23 protein-coding genes and 1 tRNA gene are annotated in these 22,912 nt (G+C 59.8%); 14 read left to right on the top strand and 10 right to left on the bottom strand.

The features are described from left to right. Positions 1-32: 32 nt before the first annotated feature. Together argC and HJB83_RS07790 are read left to right on the top strand one after the other, a co-directional pair. Positions 33-965 carry an N-acetyl-gamma-glutamyl-phosphate reductase gene (gene argC, locus HJB83_RS07795; RefSeq protein ID WP_207583765.1) on the top strand — a complete coding sequence of 311 codons (933 nt, stop codon included), beginning with the start codon at positions 33-35 and terminating at the stop codon, positions 963-965. A gap of 4 nt (positions 966-969) precedes the next feature. Further along, complete coding sequence (locus tag HJB83_RS07790; protein WP_221131525.1) at positions 970-1,761, top strand: sulfite exporter TauE/SafE family protein; 792 nt, start codon at positions 970-972, stop codon at positions 1,759-1,761. A gap of 11 nt (positions 1,762-1,772) precedes the next feature. On the opposite strand, the gene HJB83_RS07785 is transcribed toward HJB83_RS07790, so the two are convergent. After that, the gene (locus HJB83_RS07785; RefSeq protein ID WP_207583763.1) at positions 1,773-2,876 is read right to left on the bottom strand and encodes a COX15/CtaA family protein; all 1,104 of its coding nucleotides are present in this window, start codon (positions 2,874-2,876) and stop codon (positions 1,773-1,775) included. Positions 2,877-2,991: 115 nt separating this feature from the next. On the opposite strand from HJB83_RS07785, the gene HJB83_RS07780 reads away from it, so the two are divergent. Both HJB83_RS07780 and HJB83_RS07775 read left to right on the top strand, forming a co-directional pair. Further along, positions 2,992-3,201 carry a DUF2842 domain-containing protein gene (locus HJB83_RS07780; RefSeq protein ID WP_207583762.1) on the top strand — a complete coding sequence of 70 codons (210 nt, stop codon included), beginning with the start codon at positions 2,992-2,994 and terminating at the stop codon, positions 3,199-3,201. A gap of 122 nt (positions 3,202-3,323) precedes the next feature. Then, positions 3,324-4,565, top strand: coding sequence for a GNAT family N-acetyltransferase (locus tag HJB83_RS07775; protein ID WP_207583761.1), 1,242 nt, complete (start codon positions 3,324-3,326; stop codon positions 4,563-4,565). A gap of 62 nt (positions 4,566-4,627) precedes the next feature. Here the strand turns inward: HJB83_RS07775 and HJB83_RS07770 are convergent, their stop codons facing one another. After that, positions 4,628-6,793: a GumC family protein gene (locus HJB83_RS07770; RefSeq protein WP_207583760.1), complete on the bottom strand. Its 2,166-nt coding sequence runs from the start codon at positions 6,791-6,793 to the stop codon at positions 4,628-4,630. Between the two features lie 302 nt (positions 6,794-7,095). Here HJB83_RS07770 and HJB83_RS07765 point away from each other — a divergent pair, with 302 nt between their 5' ends. From HJB83_RS07765 to HJB83_RS07750, 4 genes are read left to right on the top strand one after another with little or no spacing between them, the layout of a single operon-like run. Next, entirely contained in the window at positions 7,096-7,671 is a 576-nt protein-coding gene (locus HJB83_RS07765) for a polysaccharide biosynthesis/export family protein (protein WP_207583759.1), read from the top strand. 3 nt (positions 7,672-7,674) lie between these two features. Next, positions 7,675-8,844 carry a glycosyltransferase family 4 protein gene (locus tag HJB83_RS07760; protein WP_207584286.1) on the top strand — a complete coding sequence of 390 codons (1,170 nt, stop codon included), beginning with the start codon at positions 7,675-7,677 and terminating at the stop codon, positions 8,842-8,844. 56 nt (positions 8,845-8,900) lie between these two features. After that, positions 8,901-10,466: an undecaprenyl-phosphate glucose phosphotransferase gene (locus HJB83_RS07755; RefSeq protein WP_207583758.1), complete on the top strand. Its 1,566-nt coding sequence runs from the start codon at positions 8,901-8,903 to the stop codon at positions 10,464-10,466. Continuing rightward, a complete protein-coding gene (locus HJB83_RS07750) occupies positions 10,463-11,695 on the top strand; it encodes an O-antigen ligase (protein WP_221115237.1) in 1,233 nt (410 codons plus the stop codon). The genes HJB83_RS07755 and HJB83_RS07750 overlap by 4 nt, the downstream gene beginning before the upstream one ends. Before the next feature lie 18 nt (positions 11,696-11,713). On the opposite strand, the gene HJB83_RS07745 is transcribed toward HJB83_RS07750, so the two are convergent. The 3 genes from HJB83_RS07745 to HJB83_RS07735 all read right to left on the bottom strand — a co-directional run bounded on the left by HJB83_RS07745 (position 11,714) and on the right by HJB83_RS07735 (position 14,924). Next, the gene (locus tag HJB83_RS07745; protein ID WP_207583756.1) at positions 11,714-12,544 is read right to left on the bottom strand and encodes a carbohydrate ABC transporter permease; all 831 of its coding nucleotides are present in this window, start codon (positions 12,542-12,544) and stop codon (positions 11,714-11,716) included. After that, positions 12,544-13,437 carry a carbohydrate ABC transporter permease gene (locus tag HJB83_RS07740; protein ID WP_164008873.1) on the bottom strand — a complete coding sequence of 298 codons (894 nt, stop codon included), beginning with the start codon at positions 13,435-13,437 and terminating at the stop codon, positions 12,544-12,546. Before HJB83_RS07740 ends, HJB83_RS07745 begins: the two co-directional genes overlap by 1 nt. A gap of 152 nt (positions 13,438-13,589) precedes the next feature. Further along, entirely contained in the window at positions 13,590-14,924 is a 1,335-nt protein-coding gene (locus tag HJB83_RS07735) for an extracellular solute-binding protein (RefSeq protein WP_221131524.1), read from the bottom strand. 174 nt (positions 14,925-15,098) lie between these two features. Between HJB83_RS07735 and HJB83_RS07730 the strand changes: the two genes are divergently transcribed. Continuing rightward, positions 15,099-15,713, top strand: a complete 615-nt coding sequence (locus tag HJB83_RS07730; RefSeq protein WP_207583754.1) for a GNAT family N-acetyltransferase — start codon at positions 15,099-15,101, stop codon at positions 15,711-15,713. Positions 15,714-15,859: 146 nt separating this feature from the next. Here HJB83_RS07730 and HJB83_RS07725 read toward each other — a convergent pair whose 3' ends face one another. Further along, entirely contained in the window at positions 15,860-17,617 is a 1,758-nt protein-coding gene (locus tag HJB83_RS07725; protein ID WP_221131523.1) for a glycogen debranching protein, read from the bottom strand. A 198-nt stretch (positions 17,618-17,815) separates the two neighbouring features. Between HJB83_RS07725 and HJB83_RS07720 the strand changes: the two genes are divergently transcribed. From HJB83_RS07720 to HJB83_RS07710, 3 genes are all read left to right on the top strand, one after another. Then, positions 17,816-18,997, top strand: coding sequence for an ROK family transcriptional regulator (locus HJB83_RS07720; protein ID WP_207584285.1), 1,182 nt, complete (start codon positions 17,816-17,818; stop codon positions 18,995-18,997). Between the two features lie 49 nt (positions 18,998-19,046). Beyond that, positions 19,047-19,340 carry a RodZ family helix-turn-helix domain-containing protein gene (locus tag HJB83_RS07715; RefSeq protein ID WP_207583752.1) on the top strand — a complete coding sequence of 98 codons (294 nt, stop codon included), beginning with the start codon at positions 19,047-19,049 and terminating at the stop codon, positions 19,338-19,340. Between the two features lie 273 nt (positions 19,341-19,613). After that, positions 19,614-19,763: a hypothetical protein gene (locus HJB83_RS07710; RefSeq protein ID WP_207583751.1), complete on the top strand. Its 150-nt coding sequence runs from the start codon at positions 19,614-19,616 to the stop codon at positions 19,761-19,763. A gap of 3 nt (positions 19,764-19,766) precedes the next feature. On the opposite strand, the gene HJB83_RS07705 is transcribed toward HJB83_RS07710, so the two are convergent. Next, complete coding sequence (locus tag HJB83_RS07705; protein WP_007626252.1) at positions 19,767-19,979, bottom strand: hypothetical protein; 213 nt, start codon at positions 19,977-19,979, stop codon at positions 19,767-19,769. 188 nt (positions 19,980-20,167) lie between these two features. On the opposite strand from HJB83_RS07705, the gene HJB83_RS07700 reads away from it, so the two are divergent. After that, positions 20,168-20,401: a DUF982 domain-containing protein gene (locus HJB83_RS07700; RefSeq protein ID WP_221131567.1), complete on the top strand. Its 234-nt coding sequence runs from the start codon at positions 20,168-20,170 to the stop codon at positions 20,399-20,401. Between the two features lie 2 nt (positions 20,402-20,403). Here the strand turns inward: HJB83_RS07700 and HJB83_RS07695 are convergent, their stop codons facing one another. After that, positions 20,404-20,622 carry a hypothetical protein gene (locus tag HJB83_RS07695; protein ID WP_207583749.1) on the bottom strand — a complete coding sequence of 73 codons (219 nt, stop codon included), beginning with the start codon at positions 20,620-20,622 and terminating at the stop codon, positions 20,404-20,406. A gap of 560 nt (positions 20,623-21,182) precedes the next feature. Between HJB83_RS07695 and HJB83_RS07690 the strand changes: the two genes are divergently transcribed. Then, positions 21,183-21,815, top strand: coding sequence for a bifunctional 2-polyprenyl-6-hydroxyphenol methylase/3-demethylubiquinol 3-O-methyltransferase UbiG (locus tag HJB83_RS07690; RefSeq protein WP_221131566.1), 633 nt, complete (start codon positions 21,183-21,185; stop codon positions 21,813-21,815). A 196-nt stretch (positions 21,816-22,011) separates the two neighbouring features. Here the strand turns inward: HJB83_RS07690 and HJB83_RS07685 are convergent. Then, positions 22,012-22,088: transfer RNA gene (locus HJB83_RS07685), tRNA-Pro, on the bottom strand. A 98-nt stretch (positions 22,089-22,186) separates the two neighbouring features. After that, the gene (locus HJB83_RS07680; RefSeq protein WP_207583748.1) at positions 22,187-22,855 is read right to left on the bottom strand and encodes an HAD family hydrolase; all 669 of its coding nucleotides are present in this window, start codon (positions 22,853-22,855) and stop codon (positions 22,187-22,189) included. Between the last annotated feature and the right edge of the window lie 57 nt (positions 22,856-22,912).

Here is a 22,912-nt window from a genome sequence, read left to right as displayed (position 1 = left end):
CCTTCTGAACCCATTGAAAGCGCAGGTCTAACATGGCACCGAAAATCTTCATCGACGGCGAACACGGCACGACGGGTCTGCAGATCCGCACGCGCATGGCTGGCCGCCGCGATGTCGAGCTTCTGTCCATTCCAGAGGCCGAGCGGCGCAACGCCGCCATGCGCGAGGACATGCTGAACAGCACCGATATCGCCATTCTCTGCCTGCCTGACGACGCTTCCAAGGAAGCGGTGCAGATGGTTTCGGCCAACAATAACGTCCGCGTCATCGACACCTCGACCGCCTTCCGCGTCAATTCCGGCTGGGCCTATGGCTTTGCCGAAATGGACAGCGCGCAGGCCGACAGGATCAAGGCGGCCCGTTTTGTCGCCAATCCCGGCTGCTACCCCACGGGCGCGATCGGCCTCATCCGGCCGCTGCGTGCTGCCGGCATGCTGCCGGACGGCTATCCGGTGACGGTCAACGCGGTGTCCGGCTATACCGGCGGCGGCAAGCAGATGATCGCGCAGATGGAAAACCCGGATCACCCGGATGCGATCACCGCACCACATTTCCTCTACGGCCTGCCGCTGACCCACAAACATGTGCCTGAAATGACCGTGCACGGACTGCTCGACCGCGCGCCGATCTTCTCGCCGTCGGTCGGCAAGTTCGCACAGGGCATGATCGTCCAGGTGCCGCTGCATCTCGGCGACCTCGCCGAAGGCACGACGATGGAGAGCATCCATGCAGCCCTCGTCGCCCATTATGCCGGCCAGGATATCGTCACCGTCGTGCCGCTCGCCGAAAGCAAGGTCCTGCCCCGCATCAACGCCGTCGAGCTCGAAGGCAAGGACACGATGAAGCTCTTCGTCTTCGGCACGCCAGGCACTTCGCAAGTCAATCTGGTGGCGCTGCTCGACAATCTCGGCAAGGGCGCCTCGGGTGCTGCCGTGCAGAATATGGACCTGATGCTCGCCTCCTGACGTCATGACGCTCGATGTGCTCATCGCCGGCGTGCACGCCTGGTTTGCCGCCGCCCTGCCCGACCATGGCATCTATGCGCTGATGGCGTTCGCCATCGTCGCCGGGCTCGCCCGCGGTTTTTCGGGCTTCGGCGCCGCATTGATCTTCATTCCGCTCGCCGGCGCGATCGTCGGGCCGAAGCTGGTCTCGCCGATCCTGCTCGTCATCGACGGCATTGCGACAGTCGGGATGATCCCGCCCGCATGGCGCTGCGCCAACCGACCCGAGGTCTTCGTCATGGCGGCGGGTGCGGCCCTCGGCGTCCCGGCCGGCACGGCGATGCTGGCGCTGCTCGACCCGCTGCTTTTGCGCTGGAGCATTACCATCATCGCGATCGCCCTACTCGCGCTTCTCGCATCGGGATGGCGATACCACGGCGCGCCTTCGGCAGCACTCAGCAGCGGCATCGGCCTAATCGCCGGGCTTTTCAGCGGCGCCGCGCAGCTCGGCGGGCCGCCTGTTGTCGCCTACTGGCTTGGCGGCAAAAGCGACTTCACGCGCGTCAGGGCGAACGTCGTTCTCTATTTCTCGATCTCGTCCGTCTTCAGTGCCATCAGCTATTATATCGGCGGACTGTTTGTGCCCGCCGTCTTCGCACTGACCGCCATCATCCTGCCGAGTTATGCGGTCGGGCTTTACGCCGGCTCGAAACTGTTCGGACTCGCCGAGGAGCGGACCTTCCGCATCGCCTGCTATATCCTGATCGCCGCCGCCGCGATCATCGGCATGCCGTTGCTCGATGGGGTGCTGCGTTAGAACAGGATGATTCAATCGCGCTCTGTGATCATCGTCCCATGCGGATATTCGCCGTAAAAGCCGCGCCAGTTGGCGACGGCGAAACCGAAAACCACCAGGGCGCCGGCCTGATGCAGCAGGCCCCAGTGAAGCGGCACCTGCATCAGCAGCGTGGCGATGCCGACTGCGGCCTGCAGGGTCACCAGCGCGAAGAGCACGACGGCGCGGCGGGCATGGGTGGTCCATGGTGCGGCGCGCAGCGCGATCACCATGTTGATCAAGGTCAATGCGAAGAGCGTATAGGCGCCGATGCGGTGGATGAATTGCACCGTCTTCGGGTTCTCGAAGGCGTTGATCCAGAAGGGCTGCTGGATCAGCAGATCCGACGGGATGACGGCGCCATCCATCAGCGGCCAGGTATTGTAGGAAAAACCGGCGTCGAGCCCTGCCACCAGCGCGCCGAGATAGATCTGGAACAGTGCGAAAACGGCGATCGCGGCGGCAAAACCGCGCGAGCTTCGCGCCGGCGCCGGATCGCTGGAATGCCTGGAAAGCCCGCGCATGATCCACATGCAGCCGGCAAAGATCAAGCAGGCCATGACGAGATGCGTCGCTAGCCTGTACTGGCTGACGTCGGTGCGGACAGACAGGCCAGACGACACCATCCACCAGCCGATAAAACCCTGTAGGCCACCAAGCGCCAGAATGCCGACGAGCGGCCAGCGCAGGCGCTTTTCAATCCGCCCCGTCAGCCAGAAAAAGATGAGCGGCAGCGCGAAGATCACGCCGATGCCACGGGCGATCAGCCGGTGCGCCCATTCCCACCAGAAAATGCCCTTGAACTCGTCGACGGTCATCGAGCTGTTCAACTGCTGAAACTCAGGAATGCGCTGGTAGAGGCGAAATTCCTCCTCCCATTCGGCAGCCGACAGCGGCGGGATGACGCCGTGGATCGGCTTCCACTCGGTGATCGACAGGCCGGAATTGGTTAGCCGCGTGGCGCCACCGACGAGCACGAGACAGAAGAGCGCCAAAAGCACGAAACCAAGCCAGAAACGCAAGGCGCGGCGGTCGCGGTCCTGCTTGCGCACTTCGCTCAGGATCGCCTGTTCCGTGGTCGGGTTTGCGACAGCCATGATGTCTCCTTCTATCCGGCAGTTGATTTGCCCCACCGGCTCATGCAAAACAAGCCCCGAACCTTTGCGGCATGCCGTCGCGCCGGCTCGCCCTGTCCATGCCGAGAGATAAACGATGCCCATTCGCCTCCGCAAATTCATCGGCACGATCCTCATCGTCGTGCTCGTGCTGGTCTATGCGCTGGTGGCGAACACGATCGCGGTGGCAGCGCTCGGCAACGCGCCCTGGTGGGGACACCTGCTCTATTTCCTGCTCACCGGCCTGCTCTGGGTATTGCCGGCAATGGTGATCATCAAATGGATGGCCGGACCGCCGCAGCAATAGGCCATTAACGGCCGAATAACCGTGATCGGCGGAAAACCTCGCCCGACGCGTGCAGTTAAACCAAATATACGTCTGGCATACCTACCTTCCCGTTCAGCATTCTTGACCGGAGAAAACCACCCGTGCAGACGCAAAAGCTCGATGTTCATGAACAGCCGTCGGAGGACGTGGCGCTGGCCCAAACGGCCATTTCGCGCCTGCGTCAGCTGAGCATGAAACTCGCCATGGCCGAAGTCGATATCGAAGTCTTCGACGCAATGCAGCCGTTGGAGGACGACTGGCGAGCGCTGGAGCGCGACAATCTCCAGTCACTCCATCAGAGCTATGATTGGTGCGCCGCCTGGGTGAGCGCCTTTCAGCGGCCGCTGGCGATCCTCAAAGGCACCTATGCGGGTCAGACGGCATTCATTCTGCCGGTCGAAATCATCAAGTCTCGGGGGCTTGCGACCGCGAAGTTCATCGCCGCCGATCACAGCAATATCAATACCGGCCTGTTCTCCGAGAGCTTTGCAGAGGCCGGCGGGACCATCGATCCCGGCAAGTTCGCCGGTCAGCTGCAGCAGGCGCTCAAGGGTCGGGCCGATCTGCTGCTGCTGCAGAACATTCCGCTGGAATGGCGCGGACGACCGACCCCGCTTGCGGGGCTGCCGATGGTGCAGAACCAGAATCATGCCTATCAGCTGCCGTTCTTTCCCGCTTTCGAGGACACGCTGAAGCAGCTCAACGCCAAGAACCGACGCAAGAAATTCCGTGTTCAATCGAAACGTCTCGAGGCGGCCGGCGGCGTCGAATACGTTGTCCCCGAGACTTCGGAAGAACAGCACCGTCTGCTCGATATCTTTTTCCGCCTGAAGAGCGCCCGCTTCGCCAGCCTCGGCCTGCCCGACGTCTTCGCCGACAAGGAAACGCGGGCCTTTTTGCACGGCCTCATCGACAAGCGGGATGACGACCGGCGGTATTTCGGGCTGCAGATGCATGTGCTGCGGCTCAAGAGTGAGAATGAGGGCCGGGTCGCCGCAATTTCAGGGATTTCGCGCAAGGGCGACCACATCATCTGCCAGTTCGGCGCAATCGACGAAGAGCTCGTTCCGGATACGAGCCCCGGCGAATTCCTCTATTGGCAGACCATTTCGGGATTGCATGGCAAGGGCGTGGCGCTGTTCGATTTCGGCCTTGGCGACCAGACTTACAAGCGTTCCTGGGCGCCTGTGGAGACCGCGCATTACGACGTGGTGCTGCCGGTCTCGCAGTTCGGCGTTCTCGCCGGCGCCGCGCACCGGATCGTCACCCGCGGCAAGGCCCATATCAAGGCCCGCCCGAAGCTCTATAAGTTCACGCAGAGCATCCGAGCACGGCTCGGCTAAGCGGTCTTTGTCTTACGCATGTCGTTGCCGCAAAACCGCGGCACACTTTTGCGCGGCATGCGTTAGGCGGCCTGGCCGAGCCTCTGCTCCGCCGCTTCACCACCCGACATCAACACGACGCGCTCGTAGCCCGCAGCCTGGAATTCCGTCATCAGGGCAACGAAGATCGTCTCCTCGACTTCCGGCAGGGAGAGAATGATCTCGACGTCGCGGCTGCGCGTCAGCCGCGAGACGCCGGCGACATCGGCCGAACCGCATTCGACCACCACGAGGTCGTAGGCGGCGGCAAGCGCATCGAGCAGCAGCGACAGCCGGTCCACACCGCGCATGGCGCGGCGAACGTCACTCTGGCCCTGGGGAATGAGATGGGCATCGGAAAGGTGGTCGCCGTGGATCGTGTCGCCAAAAGCGGCCTCGCCGCATAGCAGATCGGTGACGCCAAGAGCGGCCTGGTCCTCGGCCATCAATTCTGTGGGATAACCGGAACCGGTCATATCGATCAGGATGACGCGGCGGCCGGCGTCGGCGAGCATGCGGGTCAGCAAAACCGTTGCCGCCGAGCCATTGTCACCAGTCGGAGATATTGCGATTGCCAGCGGCGCCCGGCTGCCTGCGAGATAATCCGCAACCGAGGCGATTGAGAATTCGTTCTCGTCCTCCGGCGCCGCCTCGGCAGCCTTGACGTCCTCGACCGGATCTTCGTCGGCGACCACGGCGAGCATGCTCGGCCGGACGGGCTTTCTGACGACAGCGATAACGGGAGCGGCCTGCGGGGTATCCCTGTCCTCGACGAGCGTTTCGGCCTCGATCGCCTCACGGGACGCATCGACGGCACGCAGCGCCCGGCCGCTGAAAAGTTCGGCCAGCATGGTGACGATGGCGCTCAAGATCAATGTCGCAACGGTCGCGACGACGACGATCGGCACCACCTTCGGGAAATAGGGATCGACCGGCTCGATGGCTTTGGAAACGATACGGGCATCGGCTGGGCTCGAATTGCTGTCGGCGCGCGAGGCAGCCTCGCGGTAGCGCACCAGATAGGTTTCGAGCAGCTGCCGCTGGGCGGTCGCCTCGCGCTCCAGCGCATTAAGACCGACCTCGTCTTCACCGGCGCGAGCGCTATTGGCCTGCACCGTATCCGACTGCCGCTCAAGCTCGCTCGCTCTCAGATCTGCGACCTTGGATTCGTTGTCGATGCTCGCCAGAATCTTCTGGGTCTCCTGGCGGATCTGAGCCCGGATATCGGAGAGCTGGGCACGCAGGCTTTTCAGCCGCGGATGATTGTTGAGAAGGCTGGTCTGCAGGTCTGAAATCTGCGACTGCAGGCCGGATTCCGTCGCTTTCAGCCGCTGGATCGCCTGGGACGACATGATGTCCGGCAGCGTGTCGGAGGCCTCGCCCGAAGACAGCGCATTGCGCACCGCCTGCGCCCTCGCCTCGGCATTGGCCTTGTCGCCGCGCACACGGGTCAGCTCAGCAGAGATATCGTTCAGCTGCTGGGCCGGAAAGGTGGTCGTGCCGTTGGTCTGCAGCAGCCCGTGGGAGGTGCGATATTCAGCGACCTTCTTCTCGGCTTCGCTGACCTTGCCACGCAGGCCTTCGATCTCCGGCTCCAGCCAGCGCGTCGCTTCGGAATTGGAATCGAGCTTGGCGCCGCTCTGCGTCGAAAGATAGACATTGGCCATGGCGTTCGGAATGGCGGCGGCGAGCTTCGGGTCCTTCGAAGTAAAACTGATGCCGATGACGCGTGAACCCGGCACCTGGTAGACCTGCAGGCGTTCGACGAAGGCATCGATCACTCGCTCTTCCGGCGGATTCTCCAGCGGGTTCTTCTTCAGATGCAGCTTCACCAGGATGCTGCTCATCGCCGAGCCGTCGGCTGCATCGTCGAATTCCGGCAGGTTATAGAGCTTCAGGTCGTTGATGACCTTCTTGAGAAGATCGGCCGATTGCAGCAGCTGCACCTGGCTGGCGATATTCAGCTCATCCATCAGCGGACCGGCGCTGGCGTCGTTGGCCTGCTGGGTGCTGGCGAAGGCCGGCGCGCGGGGTTCGATCAGAATGCGCGTTTCGCTGCGAAATTGTGGCGACATGATTTTGGCGCCTGTAAAGGCGACGCCCGCCCCCACGAGGGTAATCGCCAGAATCCGCAGACGGCGCGCCCAGACGGCGCGGACCAACTGGCCGAGGTCGATGTCCACATCCTGATCACGCGCTACGCCGGACATGCTCTTACTCCACAACAAGGGTGCCGCAAGCGTAAACGACCATGGTAACTCAACGGTTAATGGCAATCTTGCGGAGTAATGAGCGGAGCATGATGCCGAAAAGTGTGAGCGGTTTTGGGCGACATCATGCTCTGACTTTTAATTTAGAACAGGATTCAGATCTGAGGCCGATCCGGCCTAAGATCATCCTGTTCTAAGGAGCGATGAAAGAAACCAGGAAATAGCAAGCGGCCTTTACCGGGCATTAACCCTAACGGATCGATAACGGCTCTACCGAGTTCATTTTCTGTGAGCACAAACGGATGTCTGTCGTCCAGCCCAAAATCCTTTTGGCCCTGAGCCTTGCAGCCATGACGGCAGCATTGGGCGGCTGCACGACGTACAAGCCGGCTCCGAAGGCCTTCAACGAGGCGACTATCCAGCCCTATACGCTGGACAGCGGCGATCGGTTGCGCGTTACCGTCTTCGACCAGCAGAGCCTGACCAACACCTATACGGTGGATCAGGCCGGCTATATTGCCTTCCCCCTCATCGGCCAGGTCCCTGCCCGCGGCCGAACTCTGCAGCAGCTCTCGGGGCAAATCGCTCAGAAACTGCAACAGGGCTATCTTCGCGATCCCGACGTCACCATCGATGTCGATCGCTACCGTTCGATCTTTCTCATGGGCGAAGTCGGCCAACCCGGCCAGTATGCCTATGTCCCCGGCATGACGGTGCAGAATGCTATCGCGGTCGCTGGCGGCTTTACCGGCCGCGCCAACCAGAGCATGGTCGACGTCACCCGCAAGATCAACGGACGAGTGCTGACCGGCCGCATCAACATATCGGGGCCGATTATCGCCGGCGACACGATCTATGTTCGCGAACGGCTCTTCTGAATGATGGCAGAACAGCAGCCGCTCCGCATCCTCCATTGCTTCAGGTCGCCGGTCGGCGGGATTTTCCGACATGTCCGCGACCTCGTCGAGGAGCACAGCAAGGCCGGTCATGAAATCGGCATCCTCTGTGACAGCTCGACTGGCGGCGAATACGAGGACAGCCTGTTCGACGATATCCGTCCCTATCTCTCGCTCGGCCTGACACGCGTGCCGATCCGGCGCTCGATCAGTCCGTCAGATATTGCGACGATGTGGGATACATACAAGAAAATCAAAAGTTTGCGGCCGGATGTGCTGCACGGACACGGCGCCAAGGGCGGCGTGCTCGCGCGACTTGCCGGCTCAGCGTTGCGGGTGAACAGGTATCGCGTAGCCCGCCTCTACACCGCGCATGGTGGAAGCCTGCATTATTCGCGTTCCTCGTTCAGTGGACAGTTCGTCCTCAGGATGGAGCGCCTGCAGGAATATTTCACCGATGCGCTGGTCTTCATCTGCGAATACGAGCGCGACACCTATGCGCGCAAAGTGGGTAAGCCGCGGACGAAGACGAGACTGATCTATAACGGTATCGCCGAGCGCGATTTCGAGCCGATCCCGACCCGCTCGGATGCGGTGCATTTCATCTATGTGGGAATGCTCCGGGACCTCAAGGGTCCCGATCTGTTTGTCGATGCCTTCGCCAAGACCGAACGGCTGCTCGGCAGGCCGCTGTCGGCACTGATGATCGGCGACGGGCCGGATCGCGATCGCTACCGCGAGATGATGGTCGAGCGCGGCCTCGGCAAACGCATCGGCATGCTACCGGCGATGCGGGTCCACGAAGCCTTCTCCATGGCGCAGAACCTTGTCGTTCCCTCGCGCGCCGAAGCCATGCCCTATATCGTGCTCGAAGGGCTCGGCGCCGGCAAGACGATCATCGCAAGCCGTGTCGGCGGCATTCCCGAGGTGCTCGGCGCCGACAGCGCAGCCCTTGTGGAGGCCGGGAATTCCGACGATCTCGCGCGCGTCATGGCGGAAACGCTGAGCACACCCGACTGGCACGCCAGGACGATGCCGAAGCCCGAGGCGGTGAAGGCGGTGTTTTCCTCCGCCGTCATGGCACGCGATGTCCTGAAATTGTACCATGAACTCGTCGGTGCCGCCGACCGTCAAGCAATGCCCGCCGCCTCGTAAATATTTCTTAGGGGCTTTCTGGTATTTCGCTTGGTGACAACGAGCGAAAAAGCCCCATGAACAAGCTGGAAAAAGGCGATCAATTCGACGTGGAAGCACTGCGCAAGCAGGTCTCCGACATCGAGGTGCGCGGCGACGCGGGTCAGGAAAAACCTTCCGGCCCGACCGAAATCAACCCCTATGCCCGGCAGATCGCCGAACAGTTCCGCGATGGAACCAATTCGCCTGTCATCATCATCGGGCAATTGCGGCTGCTGGAATTCCTGGCGCTCTTCGCGATCGCCCTGATCGTTCACACTTTCTGGCCCGGCGACGGCCATGATTCCTCCTGGATGCGGGCGGGCATGGCGGCGATCGCTTCGGCCTTGACCGTCATCGGCCTCCAGCTTGCCGACACCTACACCATCCCAGCGCTTCGGGCCAAGCTGCGGCTGATCCCGCGCATTCTGGCTTCGTGGACGATCGCGCTTCTCCTGACCGTCGGCCTGTTCGCTCTGGTTCGCGGCAGCACATGGGCGATGGTCGTCGACGCCTTTATACCCTGGTTTGCAGCCGGCGCGCTCTTCCTTGCCGCCGAGCGTTTCCTCGTCACCTACGGCATCCGCAACTGGGCGCGCAACGGCATCATGGAGCGCCGCGCCGTCATCGTCGGTGGCGGTGAGCCGGCCAAGGACCTGATCCGCATCCTCGAACAGCAGGATGACAACGACATCCGCATCTGCGGCATCTTCGACGATCGCGGCGAAAAGCGCTCGCCGATCATGGTCGCAGGCTATCCGAAGCTCGGCACCGTGGCCGAACTCGTCGAATTCGTGCGGCTGACGCGCATCGACATGCTGATCATCGCTCTGCCGCTTTCGGCCGAGGCGCGTATCTACGACCTTTTGAAGAAGCTCTGGGTTCTGCCGGTCGATATCCGCCTTGCCGCGCATGCCAACCGGCTGCGTTTCCGGCCGCGCGCCTATTCGCATGTCGGCTCGGTGCCGATGCTCGACATTTTCAAGATGCCGATCCGCGACTGGGATTCCGTCGCCAAGCGCGGCTTCGACATCTTCTTCACCGTCGTCGCGCTGGCGCTGCTCTGGCCGCTGATGGTAGCGACGGCGATTGCCATCAAGGCAACCTCCGAAGGCCCGGTTTTCTTCATGCAGAAGCGCCACGGCTTCAACAACGAAATCATCAACGTCTTCAAATTTCGCTCGATGTACACCAACATGGCCGACCCTACGGGAAAGGCCGCGGTCACCAAGGGCGATCCGCGTGTCACCCGCGTCGGCCGCTTCATCCGCAAGACCTCGATCGACGAATTGCCACAGTTTTTCAATGTCTTGAGGGGCGAGCTTTCGCTGGTCGGGCCGCGCCCGCATGCGGTTCTCGCCCAAGCCCGCGACCGCGCCTTCGGCGATGTCGTCGAGGGTTATTTCGCCCGCCACCGCGTCAAGCCCGGCGTCACCGGCTGGGCCCAGATCAATGGCTGGCGCGGTGAGGTGGACAATGACGAGAAGATCAAGTTCCGCACCGCATACGACCTCTATTACATCGAGAACTGGTCGCTCTGGTTCGATCTCAAGATCCTGTTCCTGACGCCGATCCGGCTGCTCAATACGGAAAACGCCTATTGACCGCGATCGAGGCGACATATCCGCGTGTCGCCCAGCCGCAGCGGATGACGCTGCGCCTGATCGGCTCGGCCTTCGTCGCCTTCGGCGTCTTCCTTTCCGGTTTCGTGATCGACGAGCCGGCACCCTACGAACTCTGGATGGCGGGGTTGATCGGCCTCTGGTTCATCCTGGGCCTCAGGATTTCGCGCGGCGTGGCGCCGCTGCTTGCCCTGCTGCTCACCTTCAATATCGGCGGCATGCTGTCGCTGACGCAGATGAAGGATCTGGCGACAGGGCCGATGTATATTGCGGTGTCGACCTTCCTGGCGCTGACGGCGGTCTTCTACGCAGCGATTATCGAGGATAGCCACAAGCGGCTGCCGCTGATCTTCAACGCCTGGACCTTCGCCGCCGTCGCCACCTCAGCGCTCGGCATACTCGGCTATTTCCATGCCTTTCCAGGCGCGGAAATCTTCACACTCTATGACCGCGCCAAGGGCGCCTTCCAGGACCCGAACGTCTTCGGCCCCTTCCTGGTGCCGCCATCACTCTATCTCGTCCACGGCATTCTGGTGGGCGACCTGAAGAAATCACCGCTGAAGGCTGCCGCCTTGCTCGTACTTGCGCTCGGCATCTTCCTGTCCTTTTCCCGCGCCGCCTGGGGTCTGTTCGCGCTCGGCGTGGGGCTGCTGATCTTCATCATGCTGCTCAAGGAGCGCAGCGGCGCCTTTCGCCTCAGGGTGCTGGTGCTGTCGCTGGCGGCGATCATCATGTTGGTCGCTTCGCTGCTGGTGGCGCTGCAGATTCCGAAGGTCGCCGAACTGTTTTCGGCGCGCGCCCAGCTAGTGCAGCAATATGACGGCGAGCATCTCGGCCGTTTCGAGCGCCACCGGATCGGCTTCACCATGATGATGGAGCGCCCGCTCGGCATCGGCCCGCTGGTGTTCGGCACAATGTTTCCCGAGGACGAGCACAATATCTGGCTGAAATCGCTCACCACCTATGGCTGGCTCGGCTTCGTTAGCTATGTCGGCATGCTCATCTGGACGCTTGCGCTCGGCTTCCGATACCTGCTGCTCGACCGCCCGTGGCAACCCTTCCTGATGATCGCCTGGATCTCGGTTCTCGGCCATGCGACGATCGGCAACGTCATCGATATCGACCACTGGCGCCATGTCTATCTGCTGCTCGGCACTGTCTGGGGCTGTGCGGCACTAGAAGTGCGCCACAGGCGTGGCCGGAGGCCATAGCTCCGATAATGTCGCAGTCTATTTCGTCGCGCCCGCCGTCAAGCCGGCGATAAACCGCCGCTGGAAAACCAGATACGTCAGGATGAGCGGGAAAATCACGATCACCGCGCCGGCGGTCAGAACTGGCGTGTTGACAGTGTAACGCCCTTGGAAAAACAGCATGCCGAGGGGCAGCGTCCGATAGGCGTCGTCGTTGACCAGAATGAACGGAATGAGAAACTCGTTCCAGGTCCAGATGAACAGGAACAGCGCCAGTGTCGACATTGCCGGTATCATCAGCGGGATAACGATCTTGCGAAGGATATGAAAGCGTCCGGCGCCGTCGAGGACCGCCGCTTCGAGAACTTCCTCCGGCAATTGCTGCATCGCACTGGCGAGGAAGATCGTTGAGAACGGTATCGACATGGCGATCTGCGGGATAATAAGCGCCGCATAGGTATTGATCAGCCCAAGGTATCGCATTTCATAGTAAAGCGGGATGATGAAGGCCTCGGCCGGCACCATCATGCCGAGCGTCAGGATCGCGAACAGCGTGCGCCGGAGCGGGAATGACAGGTAGGCAAAGGCAAAACCGGTCAGCAGGCCTAGAAAGACGCTTACTGCAACGACGGGTATGACAACGATGATCGAATTCCAGAAGTAGATGTTGAAATGTCCGGCATTCCAGGCATCGACATAATTTTCGAAATGCGGGTAGGCCGGCAATGCGAAAGCACCCCTGAGAACGTCAGCCTTGCTCTTTATCGACGTCAGCAGCAGAAGCAGGAACGGCGTGATCGTTACGAAAGCAAGAAGCCAGAGGAGAAGGCGAAGGAAGAGCGCGGCGGGGATGTTGGACGAACGGCTCATCAAGCCACTCCTTTGCTTCTAGAGCCGACCAGCCGGTGAATTGCATAGTTGATTGCGAATGTCAGCAACGCGCCGACAATGGCGATGGCCGCCGCAGCGCCGAACCGATTGAGCTCGAAGCCGAGCTGATACATGTAGATATTCGGCACGAGCGTCGCGTTTGCCGGTCCGCCGCGGGTCATTGTAAAAATCAAGTCGAAGCTTTTGATCGATGCTATCACCGTCAGAAGCAAAACCACCCTTATCTCAGGCATGAGAAGCGGCAGCGTTATCCAGAAAAATGTCTTTCGCGCCGAAGCGCCATCGACCTTGGCAGCATCGAACAGCGACGGGTCGATGCGCTGAATTCCGGTGAGGAAGATGACCATGCAGAAACCAAAGAAATACCATGTGGCAACGATCCCGACCGCGGGAAGCACAAAATTGAAATCTCCGAGCCACGGTAATGCGAACCTGCCCAGTCCTATCGCTCTGAGAAACTGATTGAACGGGCCGAATGCAGGATTGTAGAGCCATGCCCAGATGATGCCCAACACGGCAGTCGGCATGATATAGGGCAGAAACAGGAACGTTCTGAGCGCGAGTTGTTCGCGCTGCTTCAGATTCCAGACGCAGGCAGCAAGCGTTATGCCGAGCACGAGCGGCAGAACACAGTAGAAGATCATGAGCTCGGCGTTGTTACGCAAGGCGATGTAAAAACGGCTGTCGGAAAAGAGATCGGCATAATTACCGAGGCCAACCCACCTCGGCATGCTCAAGCCGTCCCAACTGGTCAGGCTCAATCCCAAAGCCGCGACAATCGGTCCAAAGACAAACGCCGCGTAAAGCAGCAATCCAGGCAATAAATAGATGAAATTGGTATGTTGCGTTCCATCAAGTGCGGAGCGTTTCATCCAGTACTCCATGAAGCCAAAGCTCTGGTCATCGCGCAGCAAGGCGTGAACTCGCAGCGCTCATTTTAACGTGGCGAACGGGACGCCGGTTGGACCGCCGAGCTGGCGGTCGTGACCACCGAGCTGGCGATCACGACCAGCGTCCGTGCTCCTTATTTCTTATCCTTCAAGTACGCCTGATAATCCTTGTCCATGGCATCGACAAAGGCTTCGGGCGTGATCTTGCCGGACAAGAGAAGTGGCGTGTTGTCGTCTATCGTCTTCAGCATCGTCGGGCTTGACCAATCGGGGTAATGGCCGAGTGCATCGTTGGCATTGAGTGTTTTCCACATCTCGATGCCAGAGGTCAGGAGCGGCGTGAGCTTGGGCTTTGCATCCGCCGGGAGCGATGTTGCGGGAAGGTAGCCGGCATTGGCCCAGCTTTCAGCGGCCTTTTCCGAAACCATGTAGTCGATATACTCGCCGGCCAAGTCCTGCTTTGTCTTGTCTTTGGCAAGGCTCGTTATCGCCCAGGCAAGATCCACGCCTCCGACACTCATGGGCTTGGAAATGCCCTTCGGAGCGGGAATGGCCATGAAGCCGATATCCGGATTGTTTTGCATGTCGCCGAAATACCAGGTCCCGGAGATCAGGAACGCGCCCTGCCCGGAAATGAAGAGCTGGACGGCGTCGTCACCCGAGATGCCCTCGAAACCAGGATAGAAATAGCCTCCCTGTGCCCAACTCTGCACGAGTTTGGCGGATTCGATATTGCCCTTGGTGTTCCAGGAACCGCCCTTGCCGTAAATCAGGTCATCAAGTTCGCCGCGATTGGCCGCGTCGATATGCGCTTGATCGATGGCACCGATCATGTGCAGGGCGAGATGCTGCTTTGCCGAGCCCATCATGACGGGCGCGACGCCTTTTTCCTTCAGCTTATCAAGATCAGCCAAAAGCTCCTCGAAGGACTGCGGCAGTTTAACGCCTGCGTCGTCGAGGATCTTCTTGTTGTAGTAGAGGCCAACGATCTCGCCGAGACCCGATATGCCGTAGGTCTTGCCGACCCCGAATTTTGGCCCATCCCAGCGGTCTCGAGCAAGCACGGAATCCGACTGCCGCTTATCCCAGCCATATGTCTTGATGTACTCGTCAACCGGCAGGAGCAAACCTTCCTTGATCATCGCGCCCATGTCGCCGGCGCCCTGGTTGACCTTGGTGATGACAGGGCCATCCCCTGCCGAAACCGCAAGCTTCAGCGTCAGCTTCATGTCATCGAAGGTGCGGGCGGTGCGTTTGATCGTTACACCGGGATGGGCGGCTTCGAACTCCTTATTCAGTTGCTCGATAACCGCGCTCTGGCCTTCGAAGGTTTGGTCATCCCACACAGCCAGATCGTCGGCGCGGGCCGCGGAAAGGCCGAAACTCATAAGCGCCGCGCCTGCAAGCGCGACGGCTGCTTTCAATCGGTATGCCGGCAGTATGCTGATCGATTTCACGGTTCTATTCATCTGCTCCACCTCACTTGGTTTATTCTCCACTCCCCATCCGAGCCTTGCGCCTGGCACCGGCCGAACGTTTCCTTCCAGACCTTTGCCGGGCCTGCGAATCTGAGGTAATCGTCAATGCATGAGTCTCTCTCGCGACCTACAATGACAAAGCGCCACGCAGGAGGTGGCAAAGGTATGGACAGCAACTGCTTCATCCGCCCGGCGATTGAAGCGGATGTCGAAGCTCTTTTCGACATCTGCCTGAAAACCGCCAATGGCGGCGAGGATGCCAGCGCGCTTTATAGCGACCCGCATCTGCCCGGTTACATCTGGTCGGTACCCTATCTCAAGTTTGCCAGAGACCTTGCCTTTGTTCTCGTTCAGGGCGACCGGCCGGTCGGCTATGTCGTCGGAGCGGCCGATACCGGCGGGTTCGACAAAGACTTGGCGACACACTGGTGGCCGTTCGTCCGCCGAGAGATCGCCGGACTGACACCCAGCCATCCGCGCGACGCCGATGTGATCGAGCGAATTCAAAATCCGCGAAGCGGAACGACGTGGCTTCAAAACGATTATCCCGCGCATCTTCACATCAACATTCTTCCCGGACTTCAGGCAGGCGGCTGGGGGCGCAGGATGATCAGCACCGAGCTTCAGGCGCTTCGCAATCACGGGGTAAAGGCTGTGCATCTCGGGGTCGATCCAAACAACGAACGCGCCAGAGGTTTCTACCGTCATCTTGGTTTTTCCGAACTCGAACGGGACGGTTCCGTCGCCTTCGCCATGCGGATCGATGAGGGATCCGACTAGAGCATTTCCGTTTTTCTTCGAATCACGAAAATGCTCTAGCTCGTTATTTTCACGCAATTCCCTGGCCAAACCGGGTCGCGCTTTTCCCCGCAAAACCGCTGCACGCTTTTGCTGGAATTGCTTTAGAACCGAGCGAGCCGTCATGCTCATGAGATTGGCTCCGCATTTGCGGCGTCAAGCCCGTATTTTAAAACAACTGCCGCCGGCATGGCACTCCAGCCCTGAAGCAGGGAGCCGCGCCCGTAAGGCGGGGAGAAATATTCCACCGCACCGATCCAGCCATTCTCGAGGCAGGTTTCCCACCAGCGTGTCAGTGCATAGCGCGCACCGCCAAGTCCGTGGCGAAGGCGTTCTTCGGCATAGGCGCCATCCCAATACGGCCAGTCCGAGCCGTTATGGTAGCGGTAGGGAAAAGCCGTCTTGGATCGCAGATCGCTTGGCCGTCTGAATGGCGGATAGGCGCACATCACACCCCAGCTGCCATAGGGCTGCTCCTGATTGTTGCGCGTTTCGAGTCTCGTTTCAAATGCTCTCAGCAAGCCAACCGCCTTCTGCCCGGAAATCGCAGCAAATCGCGACAAGGTCAGGCTGTCGAGAGCCAGATGATCCTCGACAAAAGCGCCAGGCGTTCCATAGTCGACATATCCTCCCGTTGTCGGCACATAGAGCTTGGCTCCGATTTCTTCGCGGGCAAGATTTACGGTCATGCGTGCGCGTTCGGCAAGCGTCGGATCGAGACTGTCTCCAAGCCTTGCCACCGCGTCCATGGCGCCTACGAAAAGACCCAGATCGTAAGAGACCAGACCCTCACGATAGACGTTGTCCGCCCAGTCCCGGTCGTTGCGCGGCTTCAGCGGCAGAACGCTGCCAGGACCGGCCATGCTGAGATAACGCTCCACGATTGCCTTGACGATCGGCCAGTGCCGTTGCACCTCGGCTGTATCTTTCGTTGCGCTGAAATAGTCATCAATGAAAAGAATAAAGAAGAGCGGGCTGTCGAAGTGGTCGCTCCACCAATCTTGCGGACGGTTGTGGTACTCCGGAACCGCCCTCTTGTGGGTTTTGGGATTGGCCTTGCTGTCGGCGACAAAGCGCTGCCAAGCCTCTGACTGCGCAGGCCCGGTCAAGATTACGCCGCTTGGAGCTTCTCCATCCGGCTGGACCCCCTTGGCGAGCAGCCGGATCTCGTCGCGCACCGCCTCCGGCGCAAGCGTCAGAAGAGGCTGCATCGTCCAATAGCCATCGCGGTAATAGGTCCGCGCCGGAGCACTATAGGCCTGCCCTGCGGCAAGACCAGCGAAGGCGCCGTGTTCATCACGTCTGATGCTGGAAAGGGCGGCATGTATCCCCTGGCTGACCATGCTGCGCATCAGCGCGTCGGCGTCGGGCGTCAGATCACAACGTGCAACATATTCAGCGGCTTCCGTAATGATGGCCTGGCTGGTGAGGCTGAGAGCTTTCTCGGCTTCGCCTCTCGATGCGCCGACGGCAATCCGAAGATCCGAGCCGAGAGCGTCCACGATGAGCACACCCCAGCCCATTTCGAAAATCCGCCGATGATCGGTCCGAGTGAGCCTCGCGCTTGCGCCTTGTTCATCCGGCTCATGCCACCAGGCGCAACGGCGCGCCGGATATACACCCTGGAGACGCACGCCTCTGATCAACATCACCGGCAGCGACTGCGCGACGAATACACCGCCATGTTCGCAGACCATTCGGTTCGGGGCATAGGTATAAGGCCCCCCGACGGCAGAAAATCTCACACGCCCCAGACTGCCGGCGCCCCAGAGAGCAAGATCAGCGTATCCATCCGGATGAACATCCGCCTGAAGGCGTGGCGCCATTACAGGCAATAAAACGCCCTCTTCGGCGAAAAGCTGTCCGTCAGTCGAGGGCTTTATCATTGGCAATCCCCGCAATTGATCCCAGCCTACAGGTAGCCTTCCGCTTGTCAAGGACGTAGACAAATAGAGAGCTGTAGTGTACTGAAAACCGGCAGAGATGATCAGGTAGAGCTTCAGATTTCGCCTTTCGCGATATTGGAAAGCCAATATCGCGCTAATTAAGTATGTGCTCCGAACTAATTGCAACGAGCTGGCCGGATAGCAATGACCTCTTCTGTCGTACAGACTCCAATCGCACGAAAAATTTCAACCAATGCCGTGATCCGCACCGTGTTGGCCAGCGGGTCGATCTCCCGCGCCGATATTGCCAAGCTGACCGGCTTGTCAAAACAGACGATTTCCGATGTCGTGCGCGACCTTGAAGATGATGGTTGGCTGAAACCGATCGGACAGACCGATGGTCGACCCGGCCGGAATGCGATCATCTATGAAATCAATGCACGAGCAGGACTGGCTGTCTCCATCGATCTCGGTGGCACAAAGATTGCTGCGGCGATCTGCGATCTGTTGGGCAACGTCGTCGCCGAAACCAAAGTGGCCACCGACCCACGGGGCGGAATGCATCTCGTCAATCAGTTCAGCGATGTGATCGTTGAACTGGCGCTTGCTGTCGGAACGACCGCCGACAAGCTCCGTCTCGTCGTTCTGGGCAGTCCCGGCGTGCTCGATCCCGCCACCGGCCATATCAATGTGGCACCGAACATTCCCGGCATCGACGCCATGAATCTGTGGCAGGTCTTCAGCGACAGGATGGGCGTGCCGGTGATCGTCGAAAACGATGTCAACCTGGCGGCGCAAGGGGAGCGATGGCGGGGACACGGTGTCGAGACCGGCAATTTTGCTTTCATCGCTCTCGGAACCGGCGTCGGCATGGGCATTATCGCCAATGGTGCTCTGCTGCGCGGCGCGCGTGGCGCGGCCGGCGAAATCGCCTATCTCCCGATCGGCGGAGACGCTTTCGATCCTGGCGGGTTTACGCTTGGAACATTTGAGAGCGCGGTCGGCAGTGTCGCGATGCTTCGTCGCTACACGGGTTTCGGCGGGCGCAACGCATCCACCGTGGCCGACCTCTTCGCCGCCTTCAATGCGGGAGAGACAAGCGCCGTGGCGGCAATTGAAGAGACGGCAAGGCTGGTCGCAGTCGCCATTGCGGCCATCGGAGCAACGCTTGATCCTGAACTGGTGATCACCGGCGGCAGCATCGGTGCAAGACCCGAACTTGTAAATGCGATCCGCGGTTTCCTGCCGCGTTGCACGCCTTATCCGCCGCGCATCGAAATCAGCCGCTTTGGGAACCGCGCCGCGCTGATGGGAGGAATGGGGGTCGCGGTCGAGCGCATGCACGACGATCTATTTGGTGTAAAATTGAAGGACGCATGATCGGCTCGCGCCACTTGAGAACTACGGTGAATGCGCTAGATTTTGCGGTATGATAACAGCAACACAGATACGTGGCGCGCGGGCGATGATCGGAATGAGTATCGAAGAGCTCGCCGCCGCAAGTGGCTTGCCGATCGAGACCGTAGCGGCGCTGGAAAATGGCGAATTTGCGGGCGAGCCGCACGCGCTGTTTGATGTTCGCAGCACGCTCGAGGCGCAGGGCATCATCTTCCTGTCCAGCGGCAACCAGGATGAAGGCGGCCCCGGCATTCGGTTGCGCGCACGTACGTCCAGCGACGACGGTATCCGGCCGGAGAACCTCAACGCCGCCAATGACGATTAGCGCATGGTGCCGAAAACTGCGCGGTTTTCGGACAGCATCGTGTTCTAACTCTTCAATTTAGAACGGGCCTTCAGAATTAGGCCGACGCGGCTTAAAATCGCTATTCTAAAGCGCGTCGCAGTTAACTTGATTCATACGACGCGCTTTAGCTCATTGTTTTTATGCATGTCGTTATCCGGGAACCGCTGCACACTTCCCGGCGACAAGCATTAATGGAACCAAATAGGCGTTCGGCCGTTTCCGCTGTCCTAAAGGATATTGAGGGGCAGTCAGTTGAACCGCAGCAATGGTCTCTACGTCATCATCGGCGTTCTCGTCGTCGCCGTTATCGGCCTCGGCGCTTATATCTACCGTGAGGAGAGCAAGCCGCAGGGGATCGAGATGAGCATCGGCAAGAACGGTGTCTCGATCGAGCAGAACTGAGCGTCAGAGATAGGTCTTGGCCAGATCGGCGAGCTTGCCGCCGTCCTTGACGCCCTGCCTGTAGAGCTGAATGATGACCGCACCGATCCGCTCGGCTTCGGGCGTCGTCCTGACAAGACCGCGTTCCTCGCAGACCTTGTCGAGCACTTGCGACAGCAGATCGAGATCTTCCGAAAACAACGGTAAATCATGCGGATGGATTGATGATCGTAACATCACGCCGCATTTCCTCCGAGGGCAAACGCATTCACGCTTGCATTGCCGGCCGCCCTCCGCAACCAGCAAAATGATTATGCGCGACGGCTTGAACTTTAGCAACTACGCAAATTTCCACGGAACAAAATCAGGGAACAAATTTTTGCCCCGCGCGTTCGGACCGCGCCAGGAATCAGTGAGTGCAGACGTTGAGTGAAATTCGCTTTCCCTCCCCCATCCGGGTCTTTGCCCCAGATAGCAGCCTGATCGTCTCCACCGTCTGGGAAGCCGTCGAATATCTCAAACAATGGCCGAGCAAGCGTGGGCGCCATTATCGCATTGCGCGCCAGCATTGCCTGGATGCACTCGACGGGCTGCGCAGCCCGCGCACAGCACAGACTTCCTTCATCACTGCGGCGAAGACGGCGGGATTGTTGTTGTGAGATTAGCCGGTGTGGCGGCCAGCGGCGGCGAACTGGGGGTGAATGGAGCCTTCCATGATCACCTTGGCGGTTACCTCGATCACACGCTCCTCGGCAATTTCCGCAAGCGCAAGTGCGACATCGCCCTCCGACCAGCCGGCTTTCACGGCCTCGTCTGTCAGGGCCTGGAACGCACTGGCGAGGGCTTGCCTGCAAGTTAGATTCTGTTTCATATCCGCCATGCGCTCGCATCAGGCTCGTTGTGACAGGGACGCTGTTAATCTACACGTATTTGCACGAATGCGAAGAGCTTTCGTCTTTTTTAAATTCAAATTGGATAATTCGAATTTAACTTGTGTACAATCTTAGCACAATACAAAATGAAAGCCCCATCAAACTGAGTTATCTCTAAAGATACCGAATTATTTATTTCAAAATCACACCCGTTAAGGGTATTTCCTGCATTGTTTACTTTAAATAGCTGCAAGGCCGCCGTCGAATTAGCGATTGTTTTTGACCTGCTATGAGACAAGCTGAATTGCGGCACGTTCTCTGCATCTCTTTGCTACCCTGTCGATCAACCGTCCCTGAGACGAAGGCAACCTTGGTTTGAACGGCCGATCAACAGCTGGGGATCTGCTTCATGATCGGCACCGCAAATCGACCGGCGGCACCAGTTGCCAGGAGCGCCTTCGGCGCTAATCACGTTAATACCACAACGACACCACACTGCCGTCAAAGTCCGCCGTACGATTGCGTTGCGTATTATTGTGTTGGCGGGCTCACATCTTCAGGAGTTAAAATGTCTATCGAACTAGACGCGACGACCTATGTACACGCCAAGCCGGCGACCGCCCATTCTTACATTTTGCCGGCCGTTGTCGATGTTCTCGAGAACAGTTTCCAGCAGGCAAACGAAACGTCGGTCTTCGACCTCGGCTGTGGTGCCGGCGGTGCTGCAGCCGTGCTTGCGGGAAAGGGTTATGATGTCATCGGTGTCGATCCATCCGAGGACGGAATTGCCAAAGCGAGAACGGCCCACCCCAATCTTCCGCTGGAAATTGGCTCCGGTTACGAAGATCTTTCCAGCCGGTACGGGACCTTCGATGCGGTGATAAGCCTCGAGGTCGTGGAGCACGTTTATGATCCCAAGACTTTCTCGGCCACCATGTACGATCTGGTGAAGCCGGGCGGCATCGCGGTCATGTCGACGCCGTTTCACGGTTACTGGAAAAATCTGGCCTTGGCCGTGAGCGGCAAGATGGATGACCATTTCATGCCTCTCAAGAATCACGGCCATATCAAATTCTGGTCTCCGGAAACGCTGAGCACCCTCCTGCATGAAACAGGTTTCGAAGACGTCGATTTCGAATATGTCGGGAGGATTCCGCTCCTGGCGAAATCGATGATTGCGATCGCTCAGAAACCGCACTGAAGGCCAATCGCAAGCCCCCGCCCCTGCAGGGGCGGCGCACGGGCGGGCAAATAGCATGAACAGATAAAATTTTCGTTGGGGACTTTTTCGGGAATTCCGGTTCCCGTTTCAGCATACTTGCCAACGCCACGTCCCGTTTCCGCCTCTAGCAAGGCAACGAAAATTGACATTGTGACTGGGATTTCAAGGGGATAAATGGTCGGGGCGACAGGACTTGAACCTGCGACCCCTTGACCCCCAGTCAAGTGCGCTACCGGGCTGCGCTACGCCCCGACCTGCCGAAACGGCTTGTTTCGTTTAGTTTTTCAGCGCGTGCAATGCAAGCGGAAAAACCTTGCCCCCAACAAAAAGGAGGCGGTTTGTCGGAATGGTCAGATCGCGGTGAGCGTCAGCCGGCCTTCGGCGGTTTGGCGGGGCTGCCATGCCTGGTAGTTGGCGATCGAAAAATGTGGTGTTTCGAAGGGCGTGGCGTGGGTTTGCGTGATGACGGTGACATCGGCGCCGGCGGCCTCGCCGGCGAGAATGCCGGCGACGGCATCTTCGAAGACCAGGCATCTCGCGGGATCGACGCCGAGGCGGCTGGCGCCAAGCAGATAACCTTCGGGGCTGGGCTTGCCGGATTTGACCTCCTTGCCGCTGACGATGACCTTCGGCATCGGGATGCCGGCGGCCGCCATTCGCCGCCTGGCGAGCTCGATCGGCGCCGAGGTGACGATTGCCCATTTTCCATCGGCGATGGCGGAGAGGAAGCGGATGGCGCCGGGGATCTCGACGATGCCCGCGACGTCTTCCATCTCCTCGGCGAGCAGCAGGTCCGCCTCATGGGCCGGATCGACGCCTGGGAGGCCGAGCCCCCGGATAACGTCGGAGGCGCGGATGCCGTGAATCGTCTTCAGGAAAACCTCCGGTTCGAAGCCGTGGCGTCTTGCCCAGTCGCTCCAGACCCGTTCGACGACGGCGATCGAATTCAGCAGCGTTCCGTCCATATCGAAGAGGAAGGCGTCATATGACCTGTCGAGGATGTCACGGAGAGCGGGCACGGGCGTTTCCTTGGGGCGCGGGAGGCCGGGGCGGCCCCCAAGCAGGCGAGTAGCGGA

This window comes from Rhizobium sp. NZLR11 (assembly GCF_019685115.1).
Classification (GTDB): domain Bacteria; phylum Pseudomonadota; class Alphaproteobacteria; order Rhizobiales; family Rhizobiaceae; genus Rhizobium.
Note: the sequence above shows the minus strand (reverse complement) of the source record. Positions and strands in the feature narration are given on the sequence as shown.